We start from the raw sequence: 17120 nt of genomic DNA on the forward strand, positions 1-17120 counted from the left end.
TGTGTAGCGGAGTCGCTACCGAGCGCCTTCAGCGTGACCTAGAGTCAGAAACCCTTCAATGGGCCAGATCGGAAGGAGGGGTTGCGACGACATGGTCAATCGCAGGGAGTTGGACCCGGAGGCCAGCCCCGCAGCAGCGTTCGGCGCGCGTATGCGCAGGCTGCGCGAGGAGCAAAGGTGGACTCAGGAGGAGCTGGCCGAGAAGCTGGGGTATTCCAGCCAGCACGTATCGGCTGTTGAAACTGCACGCAAGCCGCCAACTCTGCGGTTTTCGAGGAAGCTTGACCAGGTGTTCGGCCTCGCCAGCTCAACCGACACGTTGGAGCGGGACTGGCGCCAGTTACGGCACAGTGCGCTGCTGGAGGGGTTCCCCGAGTACGTCAAGTACGAGGGCCAGGCAGCAGAGATCCGGCTGTTTCAGATCGGGCTGATCCCCGGACTGCTACAGACACCGGAGTACGCCCGGGCGGTTGCTGAGGGCGATGTGCGGCGTGGGGCCATCACGCCGGAACAAGCCGATGAACGCGTCGCGTTCTTGGCGACTCGGCAAGCAGCGCTGGTGCGCACCCGGTCGCCCATGGTGATGGTGGTGATGGACGAGAGCTGCCTTCGTCACACAGTCGGCGGCACGGAGGTCATGGATCGGCAGCTCCAGCGGCTTGCCGAAGCCTCCTCTCTCCCGAACTGGGTCATCCATGTGTCACCTTTCGGGATAGGAGCACGGCGATCGTTCGACCTGCCGATGTACCTGCTGACGATGCCGAACATGTCCGTGGTCGCGTACGCGGAATCCCAGCTGCGAGGGCACGTGGAGCGCGAAACGGCAGCCGTATTGCCGCTGTTGACGGCCTACCATCAGTTGCAGGCCGAAGCTTTGCCCCAGGCGGCATCGGTGGCCATGATCCATGAGGTACGAAAGGGCACCCCGTGACGACCGACTCCCCCCGCTGGTTCACCTCCTCCTACAGCAGCAACGGCGGCGCCTGCGTCGAGGTCGCCACCAACGTCCACGGCACCATCCCCGTCCGCGACACCAAGGACCGCGACGCCGGAACCCTCACCTTCCGCACCGACTCCTGGTCCGCGTTCGTCCAGTTCGCCTCCCAGAAGGACACCCCGTGACGGACTCCCCTCGCTGGTTCACGTCCTCCTACAGCGACAACGGCGGCAACTGCGTGGAAGTCGCCACCAACGTCCACGGCATGGTGCCCGTCCGTGACACCAAGGACCGCAACGCCGGTACTCTCACTTTTGGCACCAGTTCTTGGTCTGCGTTCGTCCAGTTCGCCTCTCGAAAGGCATCCTCGTGACGACCAACTCCCCCTGCTGGTTCACCTCCTCGCACAGCAGCAACGGCGGCGACTGCGTCGAGGTCGCCACCAACGTCCACGGCACCGTCCCCGTACGCGACACCAAGGACCACGACGCCGGCACCCTCACCTTCAGCCCCAACTCCTGGTCCGCGTTCGTCCAGTTCGCCTCCCAGAAGGACACCCCGTGACGGACTCCCCCCGCTGGTTCACGTCCTCCCACAGCGACAACGGCGGCGCCTGCATCGAGGTCGCCACCAACATCCCCGGCACCGTCCCCGTACGCGACACCAAGGACCACGACGCCGGAACCCTCACCTTCGGCACGGCCCCCTGGTCCGCGTTCGTCCGGTTCGCCTCCCAGAAGGACACCCCGTGACGGACTCCCCGCACTGGTGCACGTCCTCGCACAGCAACAACGGCGGCGACTGCGTCGAGATCGCCACCAACGTCCACGGCACCGTCCCTGTCCGCGACACCAAGGACCGCGACGCCGGAACCCTCACCTTCCGTACCGACTCCTGGTCCGCGTTCGTCCAGTTCGCCTCCCAGAAGGACACCCCGTGACGGACTCCCCCCGCTGGTTCACGTCCTCCTACAGCAGCAACGGCGGCAACTGCGTGGAAGTCGCCACCAACGTCCACGGCATGGTGCCCGTCCGTGACACCAAGGACCGCAACGCCGGTACTCTCACTTTTGGCACCAGTTCTTGGTCCGCATTCGTCCAGTTCGCCTCTCGAAAGGCATCCTCGTGACGACCAACTCCCCCCACTGGTTCACCTCCTCGCACAGCAACAACGGCGGCGCCTGCGTCGAGGTCGCCACCAACGTCCACGGCACCGTCCCTGTCCGCGACACCAAGGACCGCGACGCCGGAACCCTCACCTTCAGCACCAACTCCTGGTCCGCCTTCGTCCAGTTCGCCTCGGACCAGCGCGCCTGACACGCCGCACGCAGGAACGGGCCCCTCCGAACGAGTTGGAGGGGCCCGTTCCCGTACGTGGCCGGGCGGCGGCGTGCTGTCCCTGCGAGACGGCGTATCCGAAGGGGCTCCCGCCCGTTAGAGGAGCGCAGGTATGGAGGCGAGGCGCATTGACGAGTTCACACGTAAGCACAGCGGCTGTGCGTGAGTGGTGGTTCACCCTGTACCCCGAGGTGCGGCCCACTGCCGAGCAGTCCGACCGGTTCTGCAACTCTGACGTGCTCGCCAGCGGCGAGATCGGATGGGAGCAGGACCCGAACGGCGTGTCCTTCCCCTGCACGGTGGCAGCGCCATGCCTGGAGGACGCCGTGACGTGGGCCGCGCGGCGGCTCCGTCAGGAGACCGGGGTGCAGATCGCGCGCGTCGAGATCGAGATGAAGATGTTCGGCTGACACCCCGCGCGCGGACACGGGCCCCCTCCCACCCGGGAGGGGGCCCGTGTCGTCGGGACTACTTGCCGCCGCCCTTGGCCAGGAAGGACAGCAGGTCCTGGCGGCTGATGACACCCGTGGGCTTGCCCTCGACGAGGACGATCGCCGCGTCCGCCGTACCGAGCACCTGCATCAGGTCGCCGACCGGCTCGCCGGAGCCGACCTGCGGCAGTGGAGCGGACATGTGCTTCTCCAGCGGGTCCGACAGGGACGCGCGCTGGGAGAACAGCGCGTCGAGCAGCTCGCGCTCCACCACCGAGCCGACGACCTCCGCGGCCATCACGTCGGGGTGGCCCGCGCCCGGCTTGACCACGGGCATCTGCGAGACGCCGTACTCGCGCAGCACCTCGATGGCCTCTCCGACGGTCTCCTCCGGGTGCATGTGCACCAGGGAGGGGATGGTCGCGCCGGCCTTGTCCTTCAGGACGGCGGCGACGCGGGCGCTCGGGCCCTCGTCCTCCAGGAAGCCGTAGTCGGCCATCCACTCGTCGTTGAAGATCTTCGAGAGGTAGCCGCGGCCGCTGTCCGGGAGCAGGACCACGACGACGTCGTCCGGGCCGAGCCGCTCGGCGACGCGCAGCGCGGCGACCACGGCCATGCCGCAGGAGCCGCCCACCAGCAGGCCCTCCTCCTTGGCGAGGCGGCGGGTCATCTGGAAGGCGTCCTTGTCGGACACGGCCACGATCTCGTCGGCGACGGTGCGGTCGTAGGCGGTCGGCCAGAAGTCCTCACCGACGCCCTCGATCAGGTACGGGCGCCCGGAGCCGCCCGAGTAGACGGAACCCTCCGGGTCGGCGCCGATGACCTGGACCTTGCCGTCGCTGGCGTCCTTCAGATAGCGGCCGGTGCCGGAGATGGTGCCGCCGGTGCCGACGCCCGCCACGAAGTGGGTGATCCTGCCCTCGGTCTGGTCCCACAGCTCCGGGCCGGTGGAGTGGTAGTGCGAGAGCGGGTTGTTCGGGTTGGAGTACTGGTCGGGCTTCCAGGCGCCGGGGGTCTCGCGCACCAGGCGGTCGGAGACGTTGTAGTACGAGTCCGGGTGCTCGGGGTCCACGGCGGTCGGGCAGACCACGACCTCGGCGCCGTAGGCACGCAGCACGTTGATCTTGTCCGTGCTCACCTTGTCAGGGCAGACGAAAATGCACTTGTAGCCCTTCTGCTGGGCCACGATCGCCAGACCCACGCCGGTGTTGCCGCTGGTGGGCTCCACGATGGTGCCGCCGGGCTTCAGCTCCCCGCTCTCCTCGGCGGCCTCGATCATGCGCAGGGCGATGCGGTCCTTCACGGAACCGCCCGGGTTGAAGTACTCCACCTTGGCCAGGACGGTCGCCTGGATGCCCTTGGTCACGTTGTTGAGCTTCACCAGCGGGGTGTCGCCGACGAGGCTGATCATCGAGTCGTGGAATCGCACCGTTGTCTCCGGTCGCTGCAAAAAAAGTGGTCGTAGTGGTGCCGTCAGCCTACGGCCCCCGGCCCGGCTCGGGCGGTCGTTCACTCCCCGTGGAGATTGACGCACGCCCTGTACGGGGCAAGGAGTGGGTGTACGGCTACGGAGGAGGTGGCGGCGACGCATGACGAACATGTCGAGGGCGCGGGTGGCCCGGCGGATCGCGGCCGGGGCGGCGTACGGCGGGGGCGGGGCCGGGCTGGTCGGAGCGGCCGCGGTCGGACTGCTGCTCGCGGAGGTGCGGCTGGCCCGGCGCCATGTGGGCAACGGCACCGGCGAGCGGGTACCGGGCGCGGAGGGGACGTACGGCCGGGTGTACGACGTGCCCGGTGAGCCGCCCCTGCGCCTGGTGATGCTCGGCGACTCCACAGCCGCGGGGCAGGGCGTGCACCGGTCGGGGCAGACCCCCGGCGCCCTGCTGGCCTCCGGGCTCGCGGCGGTCGCGGAACGCCCGGTCCAGCTGCGGAACGTGGCGCTGACCGGGGCGCAGTCCGACGATCTGGACCGCCAGGTGGCGCTGGTGCTGTCGGCCGGGCCGCCCGCGCCGGACGTCTGCGTGATCATGATCGGCGCGAACGATGTGACGCACCGGATGCCGCCGACGCGTTCGGTGCGGCATCTGTCGGCGGCGGTACGGCGGCTGCGCACGGCCGGCGCGGAGGTGGTGGTCGGCACCTGCCCCGACCTCGGCACCATCGAGCCGGTGCAGCAGCCGCTGCGCTGGCTGGCGCGGCGGGCCTCGCGGCAGCTGGCGGCGGCGCAGACGATCGGGGTGGTGGAGCAGGGCGGGCGCACGGTCTCGCTGGGCGATCTGCTGGGCCCGGAGTTCGCGGCCAATCCCCGGGAGCTGTTCGGCCCCGACAACTACCACCCGTCGGCCGAGGGCTACGCCACGGCGGCGATGGCCGTGCTGCCCACGGTGTGCGCGGCGCTGGGGCTGTGGCCGGCGGAGGAGGACCGGCCGGACCTGACTCGGCGCGAGGGGTTCCTGCCGGTGGCCCGGGCGGCGGCCGAGGCGGCGGCGGAGGCCGGTACGGAGGTCACGGCCGCGATGCCGACGGGGCCGCGCGGCCCCTGGGCGCTGCTCAAGCGGCGCCATCGCCGCCGTGTCCCCGAGCCCGAGACGACGGCGCCGTCCCCCTGACGGCAGCGGCCGGGACCGCCGATGACCCCGCCGACCAAGCAAGCGCTTAGAAACTGCGGTCAGAGTCACACTCCGACACCGATGACCTGTCAACTACGGGCGGGTAACTTCCAGACCGGCCCTGCACAACACCCCGTTCATCTGGAGCCCCGATGCCCGAAGCCGTGATCGTCTCGACCGCCCGCTCCCCCATCGGCCGCGCCGGCAAGGGGTCGCTCAAGGATCTGCGCGCCGACGACCTCGCCGCCACGATCATCCAGGCCGCGCTCGCCAAGGTGCCCGAGCTGGACCCGAGGGACATCGACGACCTGATGCTCGGCTGCGGTCTGCCCGGCGGCGAGCAGGGCAACAACCTCGGCCGGATCATCGCCGTACAGATGGGCATGGACCACCTGCCCGGCTGCACCATCACCCGCTACTGCTCCTCCTCGCTCCAGACCTCCCGGATGGCCCTGCACGCCATCAAGGCGGGCGAGGGCGACGTCTTCATCTCCGCCGGTGTCGAGACCGTCTCGCGCTTCGCCAAGGGCAGCTCCGACAGCTACCCGGACACCCGCAACCCGCTGTTCGCCGAGGCCGAGGCCCGTACCGCGGCCGTCGCGCAGCAGGAGGGCACCACCTGGCACGACCCGCGCGAGGACGGGCTGATCCCGGACGCGTACATCGCGATGGGCCAGACCGCCGAGAACCTGGCCCGCTGGAAGGGCATCACCCGCCAGGACATGGACGAGTTCGGCGTGCGCTCGCAGAACCTCGCCGAGCAGGCCATCGCGGCGGGCTTCTGGGAGCGCGAGATCACCCCGGTCACGCTGCCCGACGGCACCGTGGTCACCAAGGACGACGGCCCGCGCGCCGGTGTCACCCTGGAGGGCGTCTCCGGCCTGAAGCCGGTCTTCCGCCCCGACGGCCTGGTCACCGCCGGAAACTGCTGCCCGCTCAACGACGGCGCCGCCGCCCTCGTGATCATGAGCGACAGCAAGGCCCGCGAGCTGGGCCTGACCCCGCTCGCCCGCATCGTGTCCACCGGCGTCTCCGCCCTCTCCCCCGAGATCATGGGCCTCGGCCCGGTCGAGGCCAGCAAGCAGGCGCTGCGCCGGGCCGGTCTGAGCACGAACGACATCGACCTGGTCGAGATCAACGAGGCGTTCGCCGCCCAGGTGATCCCCTCCTACCGCGAGCTGGGCTTCGACCTCGACAAGGTGAACGTCAACGGCGGCGCGATCGCCGTCGGCCACCCCTTCGGGATGACCGGCGCCCGGATCACCGGCACGCTGATCAACTCCCTCCAGTGGCACGACAAGCAGTTCGGCCTGGAGACGATGTGCGTCGGCGGCGGCCAGGGCATGGCGATGGTCATCGAGCGCCTCAGCTGACCCGGCCCGCCCGCAGCGGCTGACCAACCGTCCGTAGCGAATCGGGCACCTTACGTCAGGGATCGGCCCAGAACCCGCGAAACCACCGGGTTCTGGGCCTTTCTGTGATCCAATCTCCCCCAGGATGTGACCTATCTCCCCCGACCCGGGCATCGGCGCAGGTCAGCACCGGACGGCACACCACCAGAGGTGACCGCGAGGCCAAAGAACTGTCCGTTTCGTGACGTTACGCACTGACAGCTGGGTAGTCCGCCCTTCAAGCTGATGTAGGAAGTCGGGGGTCGACTTTTGAACCTGGGAGTACGTCAGTGAGCGCCATGCCGATCGCCCTGCTGCTCACCACGGCCGCCACGGGCGCCGTGGGCGTCGCCGTCCTGCGCACCGTGCTGAAGCTGCGCCGTCAGCTCACGGAGCTTCAGGCACAGCTCGCGGAGAACCAGTCCGCGACGACGCACGCGCTGCTGCCGCACGCCCGCACGCACGCCGACACCGAGCGGATACGCGCGGCCGTGGCCGAGGCGCTCGCCGAGGAGCGGGAGCGGGAACTCGCCGAGGCGCGTGCCTTCTGGGCCGCGCAGGAGGCCCGGGACGCCTCCGACGCGCCCTCCGTGCTCGGCCTGCCCGACCATGACCCCTTCCTGCCGCGGCAGTCCGACTTCGCGGGCCTGGAGCCGGTGGCGGAGTCCGCCGCCGACGCCGACGAGTTCGCCGGGGAGTCCCCGGAGCTGGCCGCGGCCCGCCGACGGCACCCCTCCCACCCGGACTTCGTCCCGGCCCAGTCGGCCGCGGGCGACCACGAGCGCACGGCCACCACGCTGGAGCACCTCGCCGACGAGCGGGTGGAGCTGTCCGATGTGCGCCCCGGTCCGCTGGGCACCCTCGACGTCTATGTCTTCGCCGACGGCACCACGCTGTGCATGACGCCGGGTCACCGGGAGACGGCCGAGCGCCTCGCGCGGGCCGTGGAGGCGGGCGACGCCCCCTATCTGCTGGGCGGTTCGGGCGTCTCCGGGGCCTACACGCTCACCTTCGCCTGCGGCGAGGACATGATCTACATTCTCGCGGACCGCGTCATCGCGTCCCTGTAGCGGGACGACGGCGCCGGTGCACGGCACCGGCTCAGGGCGCCTCGGCCCCCGACCCCGTTCAGAGAACTTGTTCCGGACCCGGGCGGCGCGCTCAGACCCCCGCCCGCTCCCGCGCCTCCTCGACCAGCCGCACCGCTTCGCCGACCTCGTCGTCGCTCCTCAGCACCAGCGCCAAGTCGTGCGCGGCCACCAGGATCTGGTCCGCCACCGCGAACATCCCCGCGTCCGGCATCTCCCGCGGCTCGGTGCCCGGTTCCTCCACCGCCTGTGCCCGGCGGGCCAGCTCCCGGGCCAGTTCCAGCGCGGCCCCGGCGGCGCTGCGCTGGAGCCTGCTCTGCGGCGCGGCACGCAGCCGGTCGGCGAAGTGATCCACTGCTTGGGTCAGGGGTGTCGTATCAACCACGCGCCGAGCGTAACGCGCCGCACTGTTGCCAAGAGGCGAACCCTCGGGCACGGTGACGTGAAGGACCGGCCCACATCCCCTTTGCGCCCGGAGGTGCCGATGTCCCAAGTCTTCTCCGAGGAGACCCATCGCAACATGCTCGCCCGCATCCCGCACTGCACCGGTCGTGAGGTCTCCGACTGGCTGCGCACCGTCGAAGAAGGCCCCGCCCTGTTCCGCTTCGAGGAGAAGGTCACCTGGCTGAGGCACGAGTACGACCTCGCGTACGGCCACGCGAAGGCCATCGTGCACGAGTACGACCTGCGCAGGGCGGCCCGCAAGCTGCTCTGAGGCACCCGCCCCCGGACGGCGAAGGGCCCCGGACGGGAAGCCCGGGGCCCTTGGCCGAACTGCGCGCCGTACGCGCGCTAGTCGTTGTTGGTGAAGATCGCCACCAGGCGCAGCATCTCCAGGTAGATCCACACCAGGGTGACGGTGAGACCGAACGCGGCGAGCCAGGACTCGTTGCGCGGCGCGCCGTAGGCGATGCCGTCCTGGATCTGCTTGAAGTCGAGCGTCAGGAAGAACGCGCCGAGCAGGATCGCGATGATGCCGACGACCGCGCCGAGCGGGCCGAAGCTGCGCAGCCCGCCGTCCTCGGCGACGCCGAACACGACCAGCAGCAGATTGACCACCATGACGGCCATGAAGGCCATCGCGATGGCGAGACCGATACGGGCGTAGCGCGCGGTCACGCGGATCCAGCCGGCCTTGTAGACAAGGAGGGTGGCGCCGGTGACGGCCATGGTGCCGAGCACCGCCTGGAAGGGGGCGCCCTGCCAGCGGCTGTTGTACATCTCGCTGATGACGCCGAGGAAGACGCCCTCGAAGGCCGCGTATCCGAGGATCAGCGCGGGCACCGGGGTGCGCTTGAAGTTCTGGACCATCGCCAGGACGAACGCGATCAGCGCGGAGCCGACGGCCAGGCCGTAGCTCGTGGGCGAGACCGGCAGCAGGGCCCAGGCCAGGACGGCGCCCAGGGCGACCGTACCGAGCGTCAGGGCCGAGCGGACGACGACGTCGTCCATCGTCATCCGGCCGGTGGTGGCCGGGGCCTGCGGCGGGGTGCCGTACTGGACGCCGGGCTGTCCGTAACCGCCCTGCTGTGCGTACGGGTTCTGGCCAGCTTGCGCGTAGGGGTTCTGCGCGTACGGGTTGCCGCCTGCGTACCCGGCCTGCGGTGCGGCGTTGAAGCCGGCGTAGCCGTTGTCGCGGCTGAAGCCCCGTCGCGAGAAGACCGGGTTGCTGCTCCTCATCTCACTCCTCCATGGCTGCCTCGCGCAGCCTTGGCTCAAGCGTAATGGATTGGCAAAGGATCGATCGTGGTACTTGAGGAGGATCTTTCCCCTGCCGTGTCGACCCACACGCTAGCCGCAGGACCCGCTCACGGCCACGCCGGGCGGCACTCCGTGACAAACCCGAGAAGCACCCGCCGGATTCGCGCCTCCTCACGTACGGACACGGGCCGCCCGCCGGGCCGTGTCAAGGACGCCGGACACCTCCGCGAGGGTGGCGCCCGCGGCCAGGGCGTCGCCCAGCGCGGCCCGGAACCATGGGTCCGCGGGGCGCCCCGCCGAGTCGCGCAGCGCGGCGAGAGCCGCGTCGAGCCGGTCCTCGCAGCGCCAGGCCCGCAGCTTGGCCAGGCGCTCGGCCTGGGCGGCCTCGATCACCCCCGAGGGGGACAGGGCCGGCCCGTACGACTCCATGTCCCACCCCGTTCGAGGGAATTGCCCCCCTTGCTGGAGTTCGCCGGGTGATGCCGCGCGCACCGGAATGCGGGACGGGGCGCAGACCGCGGTCAGCAGCGACATCGACGGGGCGTCGTACCCGTCCGCCGCCGGGCCCGGTGACGGACGGAGCAGGACCTTGACGCGGCACCGCCCGCCGCCGCCCCGCTCCTGCGCCACCAGGGCCCACAGGACCACCAGCAGCGCCGCGCCGGGCGGTTCGGCGAGGAGCGTCGCGGTGATCTCGTCCAGCGGCAGGCCGCGCAGCAGGACGCGCATGTCGTCGATCGAGTCGACCGCCCCACCGCAGCGGCCCACGGAACCGCGCACGGCCGGGTCGTCGCTGTCCATGCCCAGGCCCGTGGGCCGGTCGGCGCAGATCAGCAGGTGCCGTGCGCCGCGCTCCACCTGTCGGCGGAGGTGCGCATTGCAGTCACCGGCGGAACCCCGCGCGGGATGCGCGAGGGGGCCCGCGGTCGCTGTCGTCCGGGTCGCGAGGCGCATGGATCAGTAGCGGTAGTGGTCCGGCTTGTACGGACCCTCGACCTCGACACCGATGTACGCCGCCTGCTCCGGGCGCAGCGTCGTCAGCCTGACGCCGAGGGAGTCCAGGTGGAGACGGGCGACCTTCTCGTCCAGGTGCTTGGGCAGCACATACACACCGGTCGGGTACTCGTCGGGCTTGGTGAACAACTCGATCTGGGCCAGCGTCTGGTCCGCGAACGAGTTCGACATCACGAACGACGGATGACCCGTCGCATTGCCCAGGTTCAGCAGACGGCCCTCGGACAGCACGATGATCACCTTGCCGTCCGGGAACGTCCACGTGTGGACCTGCGGCTTGACCTCGTCCTTGACGATCCCCGGGATCCCCGCCAGACCGGCCATGTCGATCTCGTTGTCGAAGTGACCGATGTTCCCCACGATCGCCTGGTGCTTCATCCGGGCCATGTCCGAGGCCATGATGATGTCCTTGTTACCCGTCGTGGTGACGAAGATGTCGGCCTTGTCCACGACCTCGTCCAGCGTCGTGACCTGATAGCCGTCCATCGCCGCCTGCAGCGCGCAGATCGGGTCGATCTCCGTGACGATCACCCGGGCACCCTGACCCCGCAGGGACTCCGCGCAGCCCTTGCCCACGTCGCCGTAACCACACACGACGGCGGTCTTGCCGCCGATGAGGACGTCGGTGGCGCGGTTGATGCCGTCCACCAGGGAGTGCCGGCAGCCGTACTTGTTGTCGAACTTCGACTTCGTCACCGCGTCATTGACGTTGATGGCCGGGAAGAGGAGTTCACCGTCGCGCTGCATCTCGTACAGACGGTGCACGCCCGTCGTGGTCTCCTCGGTCACGCCCCTGATGTCGGCGGCCAGGGCGGTCCAGTCGAGGGTGCTGCGTTCGAGCAGGGCGCGGACGACGGCGAGTTCGTCGTTGTCGGCGGGCGGGAGCTGGCCGGTCTTCTGGCGGGCGACGCCCTGGTGGACGAGGAGGGTGGCGTCGCCGCCGTCGTCCAGGATCATGTTCGGACCGCCGGTGGGGCCCTCCGGCCAGGTCAGCGCCTGCTCGGTGCACCACCAGTACTCCTCCAGGGTCTCGCCCTTCCAGGCGAAGACCGGGATGCCCGCGGCGGCGATGGCGGCGGCGGCGTGGTCCTGGGTGGAGAAGATGTTGCAGGAGGCCCAGCGGACCCGGGCGCCGAGGGCGACCAGGGTCTCGATCAGCACCGCGGTCTGCACCGTCATGTGCAGGGAACCGGTCACACGGGCGCCGGCCAGCGGCTGCGCCTCGGCGTACTCCTTGCGGATCGCCATCAGGCCCGGCATCTCGTGCTCGGCGAGAGTGATCTCCTTGCGGCCGAACTCGGCCAGCGAGAGATCGGCGACCTTGAAGTCGGTGGGTTCAGCGGACACTTGCGCTCCTTGAAGTGTGGAGGGCCCGGTGGATGTCCAGGGCCGCCGTCGAGCGGTTGAGGGTGATGTAGTGCAGACCGGGCGCTCCTTCGGTGAGGAGCCGGTCGGCCATGGCGGTGGCGTGGTCGACGCCGATGCGGTGGGCGGCGGCGGGGTCGTCGCGGGCCGCTTCCAGGCGGTGGGCGAGGTCCTCGGGGAAGGCGGCCCCGCTCAGTTCGGCGAACCGCCGGATCTGGCGTACGTCGGTGGCGGGCATGATCTCCGGGATGATCGGTATGTCGCAGCCGGCCGCCGCCGCTCGGTCGCGCAGCCGCAGATAGTCGTCCGCGTGGAAGAACATCTGCGTGATGGCGTAGTCCGCGCCCGCCTTGCACTTGGCCACGAAGTGCCGGATCTCGCTGTCCCAGTCGGGCGAGCGCGGGTGCCGTTCCGGGAAGGCCGCGACACCGATGCGGAAGTCACCCAGTGAGCGGACCAGTTCGACCAGTTGGACGGCGTGGGTGAAGCCGTCCGGGTGCGGCACCCAGGGGCCCCTGGGGTCGCCCGGGGGATCTCCGCGCAGCGCGAGGACGTCGCGGATGCCGGCGGCCGCGTAACTGCCGATGATGTGCCGCAGCTCGGCCACCGAGTGGCCCACGGCGGTGAGATGGGCGACCGAGCGCAATGTCGTCTCGGCCGCGATGCGCCGGGTGACCTCGATCGTACGGTCCCGGGACGAGCCGCCCGCGCCATAGGTGACGGAGACGAAGTCCGGGCGCAGGGACTCGACCCGGCGGATCGTCTGCCACAGGGTGCGCTCACCGGCGGGATTCCTGGGCGGGAAGAACTCGAAGGAGAAGGTGGTCATGAGCGCCGCCCCGCGTTGAAATAGCCCGCCTCGGGGTGGTGGACGACGAGGGCGTCCGTGGACTGCTCGGGGTGGAGCTGGAACTCCTCGGAGAGATGGACGCCGATCCGCTCCGGCTCCAGCAGGGCGGCGATCTTGGCGCGGTCCTCCAGGTCGGGGCAGGCCGGATAGCCGAACGAATAGCGGCAACCCTGGTACTCGGTACGGAACATGCCGGCCATGGACGCCGGGTCGGCAGCGGAGATGCCGAGTTCGGTGCGCACGCGCGCGTGCCAGTACTCGGCGAGGGCTTCGGCCAACTGGACGGACAGGCCGTGCAGTTCGAGGTAGTCGCGGTAGGCGTCGGCCTCGAACAGCTTGGCCGTCTCCTCGCCGACGCGGGAGCCGACGGTGACGACCTGGAAGCCGACGACATCCCGCTCGCCGGACTCCTCCGGGCGGAAGAAGTCGGCCAGGCACAGGCGGCGGCCGCGGCGCTGGCGCGGGAAGGTGAACCGGGTGCGCTCCGCGCCGTGCTCGTCCAGGACGATCAGATCGTCCCCCTTGGAGACGCAGGGGAAGTAGCCGTGGACCACGGCCGCTTCGAGCAGGTTCTCGGTCTGGAGCCGGTCCAGCAGACCACGCAGCCTGGGCCGGCCCTCGGTCTCGATCAGGTCGTTCGTCAGTCCCCACTGCCCCTTGAAGAGGGCGGTCTCGTCCAGCCAGGAGGCGTATTCCTTGAGCTGGATGCCCTTGATGACACGGGTGCCCCAGAACGGCGGGGCCGGTACCGGGTTGTCCGAGGCGACGTCCGAGCGTCCTTCGCCTTCCGGTTCCATGAGGACCGGCTCCCTCCTGGGGACCCGGCGTTGCTTGAGTTCGGGGAGTTTGGCGCCGGGGACGCCGCGTTTGACGCCGATGAGGGCGTCCATGAGGCGCAGGCCCTCGAAGGCGTCGCGGGCGTAGCGGACCTCGCCCTGGTGGCGGCCTCCAGGATCGCGGAGACGGGCTGCTTGATGCCCAGGTTGACCACGTTGTAGCCGTTGTTCGACAGGATGATGTCGACCAGGTTCTTGCCGATGTCGTGGACGTCGCCGCGCACGGTGGCCAGCACGATGGTGCCCTTGCCGTCGGCGTCGGACTTCTCCATGTGGGGTTCGAGGTGGGCGACCGCGGCCTTCATCACCTCGGCGGACTGGAGGACGAACGGCAGCTGCATCTGGCCCGAGCCGAACAGCTCGCCGACGACCTTCATCCCCTCCAGCAGCGTCTCGTTGACGATGTCCAGGGCGGGGCGGTCCTGGAGCGCGGTGTCCAGGTCGGCCTCCAGGCCGTTGCGCTCGCCGTCGATGATCCGCCGCTTGAGCCGCTCCTCCAGCGGCAGCGCGGCCAGCTCCTCGGCCCTGCCCGCCTTCAGCGACTTCGCCGTCGCCCCCTCGAACAGCTGCATCAGCTTCTGGAGGGGGTCGTAGCCCTCGGCGCGCCGGTCGTGGATCAGGTCGAGCGCCGTTCGCACCTCTTCCTCGGTGAAACGCGCGATGGGGAGGATCTTGGAGGCGTGCACGATCGCCGAGTCGAGTCCGGCCTTGACGCACTCGTCCAGGAAGACGCTGTTGAGAAGGATGCGGGCGGCGGGGTTCAGGCCGAAGGAGATGTTCGACAGGCCCAGCGTGGTCTGCACGTCCGGGTGGCGCTTCTTCAGTTCGCGGATCGCCTCGATCGTGGCGATGCCGTCCTTGCGGGACTCCTCCTGACCGGTGCAGATCGTGAAGGTCAGGGTGTCGATCAGGATGTCCGACTCCAGGATCCCCCAGTTCCCCGTCAGGTCCTCGATCAGCCGCTCCGCGATCGCGACCTTGTTCTCGACCGTGCGGGCCTGGCCCTCCTCGTCGATCGTCAGCGCGATCAGCGCGGCACCGTGCTCCCGCGCCAGAGAAGTGACCCTCGCGAACCGCGACTCCGGGCCGTCCCCGTCCTCGTAGTTCACGGAATTGATGACCGCGCGCCCGCCGATCTTCTCCAGCCCCGCCCGGATCACCTCGATCTCGGTGGAGTCCAGCACGATCGGCAGCGTCGACGCCGTCGCGAGCCGCCCGGCCAGCTCCGCCATGTCGGCGACGCCGTCACGGCCGACATAGTCCACGCACAGGTCCAGCATGTGCGCGCCCTCACGGATCTGCTCCCGGGCCATCTCCACACAGTCGTCCCAGCGGGCCTCCAGCATGGCCTCGCGGAACTTCTTCGACCCGTTCGCGTTCGTCCGCTCACCGATCGCCAGATAGGAGGTGTCCTGCCGGAACGGCACCGACTGATACAGAGACGCGGCACCCGGCTCCGGGCGCGGGTCACGCGTCGGCGGGGTCAGACCCCGCACCCGCTCCACGACCTGGCGCAGGTGCTCGGGAGTCGTACCGCAGCAACCACCGACCAGCGAGAGGCCGTACTCACGGACGAACGTCTCCTGGGCATCGGCCAAGCCCTCGGAGTCGAGGGGGAAGCGGGCGCCGTCCTTGGTGAGGATCGGCAGGCCGGCGTTGGGCATGCACAGCAGCGGAACGCGGGAGTGCCGGGACAGATGACGCAGGTGTTCGGTCATCTCGGCGGGTCCGGTCGAGCAGTTGAGGCCGATCATGTCGATGCCGAGCGGCTCCAGCGCGGTCAGCGCGGCGCCGATCTCGGAGCCCAGCAGCATCGTGCCGGTCGTCTCGAAGGCCATCGACACCAGCACCGGCACGTCCGCACCGAGCTGTCGCATCGCGCGCCGGGCGCCGATGACCGACGCCTTGGTCTGGAGGAGGTCCTGGGTGGTCTCCACGAGCAGCGCGTCGGCGCCGCCCTCGATCAGCCCCTCCGCGTTCGCCTGGAAGCCGTCGCGGATCGTGGCGTAGCCGATGTGGCCGAGGGTGGGCAGCTTGGTGCCGGGGCCCATGGAGCCCAGGACCCAGCGGGGGCGGCCGTCGCGGGCGGTGAACGCGTCGGCGCTCTCCCGGGCGACCCGGGCGCCGGCCTCGGAGAGTTCATGGACCCGGCCGGAGATGTCGTACTCGCCGAGGGCGGAGTGGTTGGCGCCGAAGGTGTTGGTCTCGACGCAGTCGACGCCGACGGCGAAATACGCCTCGTGGACCGAGCGGACGATGTCGGGACGGGTGACATTGAGGATCTCGTTGCAGCCCTCGAGCTGCTGGAAGTCGTCCAGGGTCGGGTCCTGGGCCTGGAGCATCGTGCCCATCGCTCCGTCGGCGACCACGATCCGGGAGGCGAGGGCCTCGCGCAGAGCGGCGGTCCGCGGGCCGGTGGTCATGGGCGCACCTCCGCCCGGCCATCGAGGATCTCCGCGGCGGCGGGGCCGTACGCCTCGGTGAGGCGGGCCGCCAACTCCCCGGGAAGCAGCCGGTGTTCCTGGGTGCCGACCGACTCCAGGGCGAGGACGGCGGTCACGCTGCCGAGGCGGGCCGCGTCGCGCGGGCCCCGGCCCCGGGCGAGCGCGGCGAGGAAACCGGCGCGGTAGGCGTCCCCGACCCCGGTGGGATCCACGGCGGCACGGGCCCGCGCGGCCGGGACCTCGACGGGGGCGCGGCCCGCCTGCTGGACTCGGGAGCCGGCGGCGCCGAGCGTGGTGATCCACCGTCCGGTACGGCCGAGGATCTGTTCCCGCGTCCAGCCGCTGCGCTCCTGGAGGAGCGCCGACTCGTACTCGTTCGTGAACAGCATCCGTGAGCCGTCGACCAGGGCGCGGACCTGGTCGCGAGTGAGGCGGGCCAGCTGCTGGGAGGGGTCGGCGGCGAACGGGATGCCGAGCTCCTGGCACTCCCGGGTGTGGCGGAGCATCGCGTCGGGGTCGTTGGGCGAGACCAGGAGCAGATCGATCCCCCCGGTCCGGGCGAGCACGGGAGCCAGTCCGATGTGCCGGGCCTCGGCCATCGCGCCGGCGTAGAAGGTGGCGATCTGGTTCTGGTCGGCGTCCGTGGTGCACACGAAGCGGGCGGTGTGCAGATCGGGGCTGACCCGCACCGACTCGGTGTCCACGCCCTGTTCCTTCAGCAGCACCCGGTACGGCTCGAAGTCGGCGCCCACCGCGCCGATCAGCACGGGCGCCAGGCCCAACTGCCCGAGTCCGTGGGCGATGTTGGCGGCGACGCCGCCGTGCCGGACGTCCAGGGAGTCGACGAGGAAGGACAGCGAGACGTGATCGAGCCGACCGGCTATCAGCTGGTCGGCGAACCGGCCGGGGAAGACCATGAGGTGGTCCGTCGCGATGGACCCGGTGACCGCTATACGCACGTCAGGCTCCGGCGGCCTTGCGCAGGGCCTCGGCACGGTCGGTGCGCTCCCAGGTGAAGTCGGGGAGCTCGCGGCCGAAGTGGCCGTACGCCGCGGTCTGGGCGTAGATCGGGCGGAGCAGGTCGAGGTCGCGGATGATCGCGGCCGGACGCAGGTCG

21 protein-coding genes and 1 pseudogene are annotated in these 17120 nt (G+C 70.2%); 13 read left to right on the top strand and 9 right to left on the bottom strand.

The window, feature by feature from the left end; genetic code table 11:
- The first annotated feature begins 91 nt into the window (after positions 1-91).
- The 9 genes from ACLF5H_RS21740 to ACLF5H_RS21780 all read left to right on the top strand — a co-directional run bounded on the left by ACLF5H_RS21740 (position 92) and on the right by ACLF5H_RS21780 (position 2684).
- On the top strand, positions 92-931 hold the full coding sequence (locus ACLF5H_RS21740) for a helix-turn-helix domain-containing protein (RefSeq protein ID WP_421677678.1): 840 nt from the start codon (positions 92-94) through the stop codon (positions 929-931).
- Entirely contained in the window at positions 928-1122 is a 195-nt protein-coding gene (locus tag ACLF5H_RS21745; protein WP_421677679.1) for a DUF397 domain-containing protein, read from the top strand. The genes ACLF5H_RS21740 and ACLF5H_RS21745 overlap by 4 nt, the downstream gene beginning before the upstream one ends.
- On the top strand, positions 1119-1310 hold the full coding sequence (locus ACLF5H_RS21750) for a DUF397 domain-containing protein (RefSeq protein WP_421677680.1): 192 nt from the start codon (positions 1119-1121) through the stop codon (positions 1308-1310). Before ACLF5H_RS21745 ends, ACLF5H_RS21750 begins: the two co-directional genes overlap by 4 nt.
- On the top strand, positions 1307-1501 hold the full coding sequence (locus ACLF5H_RS21755) for a DUF397 domain-containing protein (protein ID WP_421677681.1): 195 nt from the start codon (positions 1307-1309) through the stop codon (positions 1499-1501). Before ACLF5H_RS21750 ends, ACLF5H_RS21755 begins: the two co-directional genes overlap by 4 nt.
- Positions 1498-1689: a DUF397 domain-containing protein gene (locus ACLF5H_RS21760; protein ID WP_421677682.1), complete on the top strand. Its 192-nt coding sequence runs from the start codon at positions 1498-1500 to the stop codon at positions 1687-1689. The genes ACLF5H_RS21755 and ACLF5H_RS21760 overlap by 4 nt, the downstream gene beginning before the upstream one ends.
- Complete coding sequence (locus ACLF5H_RS21765) at positions 1686-1877, top strand: DUF397 domain-containing protein (protein WP_421677683.1); 192 nt, start codon at positions 1686-1688, stop codon at positions 1875-1877. Before ACLF5H_RS21760 ends, ACLF5H_RS21765 begins: the two co-directional genes overlap by 4 nt.
- On the top strand, positions 1874-2065 hold the full coding sequence (locus ACLF5H_RS21770) for a DUF397 domain-containing protein (RefSeq protein WP_421677684.1): 192 nt from the start codon (positions 1874-1876) through the stop codon (positions 2063-2065). Before ACLF5H_RS21765 ends, ACLF5H_RS21770 begins: the two co-directional genes overlap by 4 nt.
- Complete coding sequence (locus ACLF5H_RS21775) at positions 2062-2253, top strand: DUF397 domain-containing protein (protein WP_421677685.1); 192 nt, start codon at positions 2062-2064, stop codon at positions 2251-2253. Before ACLF5H_RS21770 ends, ACLF5H_RS21775 begins: the two co-directional genes overlap by 4 nt.
- A 179-nt stretch (positions 2254-2432) precedes the next feature.
- A complete protein-coding gene (locus ACLF5H_RS21780; protein WP_421677686.1) occupies positions 2433-2684 on the top strand; it encodes a hypothetical protein in 252 nt (83 codons plus the stop codon).
- A gap of 58 nt (positions 2685-2742) precedes the next feature.
- Here ACLF5H_RS21780 and ACLF5H_RS21785 read toward each other — a convergent pair whose 3' ends face one another.
- Positions 2743-4134, bottom strand: a complete 1392-nt coding sequence (locus ACLF5H_RS21785; RefSeq protein WP_421677687.1) for a cystathionine beta-synthase — start codon at positions 4132-4134, stop codon at positions 2743-2745.
- A 160-nt stretch (positions 4135-4294) separates the two neighbouring features.
- Here ACLF5H_RS21785 and ACLF5H_RS21790 point away from each other — a divergent pair, with 160 nt between their 5' ends.
- From ACLF5H_RS21790 to ACLF5H_RS21800, 3 genes are all read left to right on the top strand, one after another.
- Positions 4295-5314 carry an SGNH/GDSL hydrolase family protein gene (locus tag ACLF5H_RS21790; protein WP_421677688.1) on the top strand — a complete coding sequence of 340 codons (1020 nt, stop codon included), beginning with the start codon at positions 4295-4297 and terminating at the stop codon, positions 5312-5314.
- Positions 5315-5466: 152 nt separating this feature from the next.
- The gene (locus tag ACLF5H_RS21795) at positions 5467-6687 is read left to right on the top strand and encodes an acetyl-CoA C-acetyltransferase (protein WP_421677689.1); all 1221 of its coding nucleotides are present in this window, start codon (positions 5467-5469) and stop codon (positions 6685-6687) included.
- A gap of 308 nt (positions 6688-6995) precedes the next feature.
- Complete coding sequence (locus ACLF5H_RS21800; RefSeq protein WP_421677690.1) at positions 6996-7775, top strand: hypothetical protein; 780 nt, start codon at positions 6996-6998, stop codon at positions 7773-7775.
- Positions 7776-7866: 91 nt separating this feature from the next.
- Here the strand turns inward: ACLF5H_RS21800 and ACLF5H_RS21805 are convergent, their stop codons facing one another.
- Positions 7867-8178, bottom strand: coding sequence for a hypothetical protein (locus ACLF5H_RS21805; protein ID WP_421677691.1), 312 nt, complete (start codon positions 8176-8178; stop codon positions 7867-7869).
- Positions 8179-8277: 99 nt separating this feature from the next.
- Here ACLF5H_RS21805 and ACLF5H_RS21810 point away from each other — a divergent pair, with 99 nt between their 5' ends.
- Complete coding sequence (locus tag ACLF5H_RS21810) at positions 8278-8508, top strand: DUF4287 domain-containing protein (protein WP_037653570.1); 231 nt, start codon at positions 8278-8280, stop codon at positions 8506-8508.
- A gap of 77 nt (positions 8509-8585) precedes the next feature.
- Here the strand turns inward: ACLF5H_RS21810 and ACLF5H_RS21815 are convergent, their stop codons facing one another.
- The 7 genes and pseudogenes from ACLF5H_RS21815 to ACLF5H_RS21845 form a co-directional block, all read right to left on the bottom strand.
- A complete protein-coding gene (locus tag ACLF5H_RS21815) occupies positions 8586-9473 on the bottom strand; it encodes a Bax inhibitor-1/YccA family protein (protein ID WP_421677692.1) in 888 nt (295 codons plus the stop codon).
- A 192-nt stretch (positions 9474-9665) separates the two neighbouring features.
- Positions 9666-10448 carry a methylmalonyl-CoA mutase family protein gene (locus ACLF5H_RS21820; RefSeq protein ID WP_421677693.1) on the bottom strand — a complete coding sequence of 261 codons (783 nt, stop codon included), beginning with the start codon at positions 10446-10448 and terminating at the stop codon, positions 9666-9668.
- Positions 10449-10451: 3 nt separating this feature from the next.
- Positions 10452-11855 (bottom strand): adenosylhomocysteinase, encoded by a 1404-nt coding sequence (ahcY, locus tag ACLF5H_RS21825; RefSeq protein ID WP_421677694.1) that lies wholly within the window; start codon positions 11853-11855, stop codon positions 10452-10454.
- Positions 11845-12702 carry a methylenetetrahydrofolate reductase [NAD(P)H] gene (metF, locus tag ACLF5H_RS21830; protein WP_421677695.1) on the bottom strand — a complete coding sequence of 286 codons (858 nt, stop codon included), beginning with the start codon at positions 12700-12702 and terminating at the stop codon, positions 11845-11847. The genes ahcY and metF overlap by 11 nt, the downstream gene beginning before the upstream one ends.
- Positions 12699-15982: pseudogene (gene metH, locus ACLF5H_RS21835) on the bottom strand (methionine synthase). The gene metF and the pseudogene metH overlap by 4 nt, the downstream one beginning before the upstream one ends.
- Positions 15979-16962, bottom strand: a complete 984-nt coding sequence (locus ACLF5H_RS21840) for a carbohydrate kinase family protein (RefSeq protein ID WP_421677696.1) — start codon at positions 16960-16962, stop codon at positions 15979-15981. The pseudogene metH and the gene ACLF5H_RS21840 overlap by 4 nt, the downstream one beginning before the upstream one ends.
- A gap of 1 nt (position 16963) precedes the next feature.
- On the bottom strand, positions 16964-17120 hold a 157-nt coding region (locus ACLF5H_RS21845; protein ID WP_421677705.1), incomplete at its 5' end, for a methionine adenosyltransferase domain-containing protein.

This window comes from Streptomyces sp. LaBMicrA B280 (genome assembly GCF_049222185.1).
Lineage (GTDB): Bacteria > Actinomycetota > Actinomycetes > Streptomycetales > Streptomycetaceae > Streptomyces > Streptomyces murinus.

What these genes read in the sequence shown, in the direction of transcription:
- ACLF5H_RS21740 (WP_421677678.1), top strand. Translation starts at nt 92, where the DNA reads ATGGTCAATCGCAGGGAGTTGGACCCGGAGGCCAGCCCCGCAGCAGCG.
- ACLF5H_RS21790 (WP_421677688.1), top strand. Translation starts at nt 4,295, where the DNA reads ATGACGAACATGTCGAGGGCGCGGGTGGCCCGGCGGATCGCGGCCGGG.
- ACLF5H_RS21795 (WP_421677689.1), top strand. Translation starts at nt 5,467, where the DNA reads ATGCCCGAAGCCGTGATCGTCTCGACCGCCCGCTCCCCCATCGGCCGC.
- ACLF5H_RS21810 (WP_037653570.1), top strand. Translation starts at nt 8,278, where the DNA reads ATGTCCCAAGTCTTCTCCGAGGAGACCCATCGCAACATGCTCGCCCGC.
- ACLF5H_RS21815 (WP_421677692.1), bottom strand. Translation starts at nt 9,473, where the DNA reads ATGAGGAGCAGCAACCCGGTCTTCTCGCGACGGGGCTTCAGCCGCGAC.
- ACLF5H_RS21820 (WP_421677693.1), bottom strand. Translation starts at nt 10,448, where the DNA reads ATGCGCCTCGCGACCCGGACGACAGCGACCGCGGGCCCCCTCGCGCAT.
- metF (WP_421677695.1), bottom strand. Translation starts at nt 12,702, where the DNA reads ATGACCACCTTCTCCTTCGAGTTCTTCCCGCCCAGGAATCCCGCCGGT.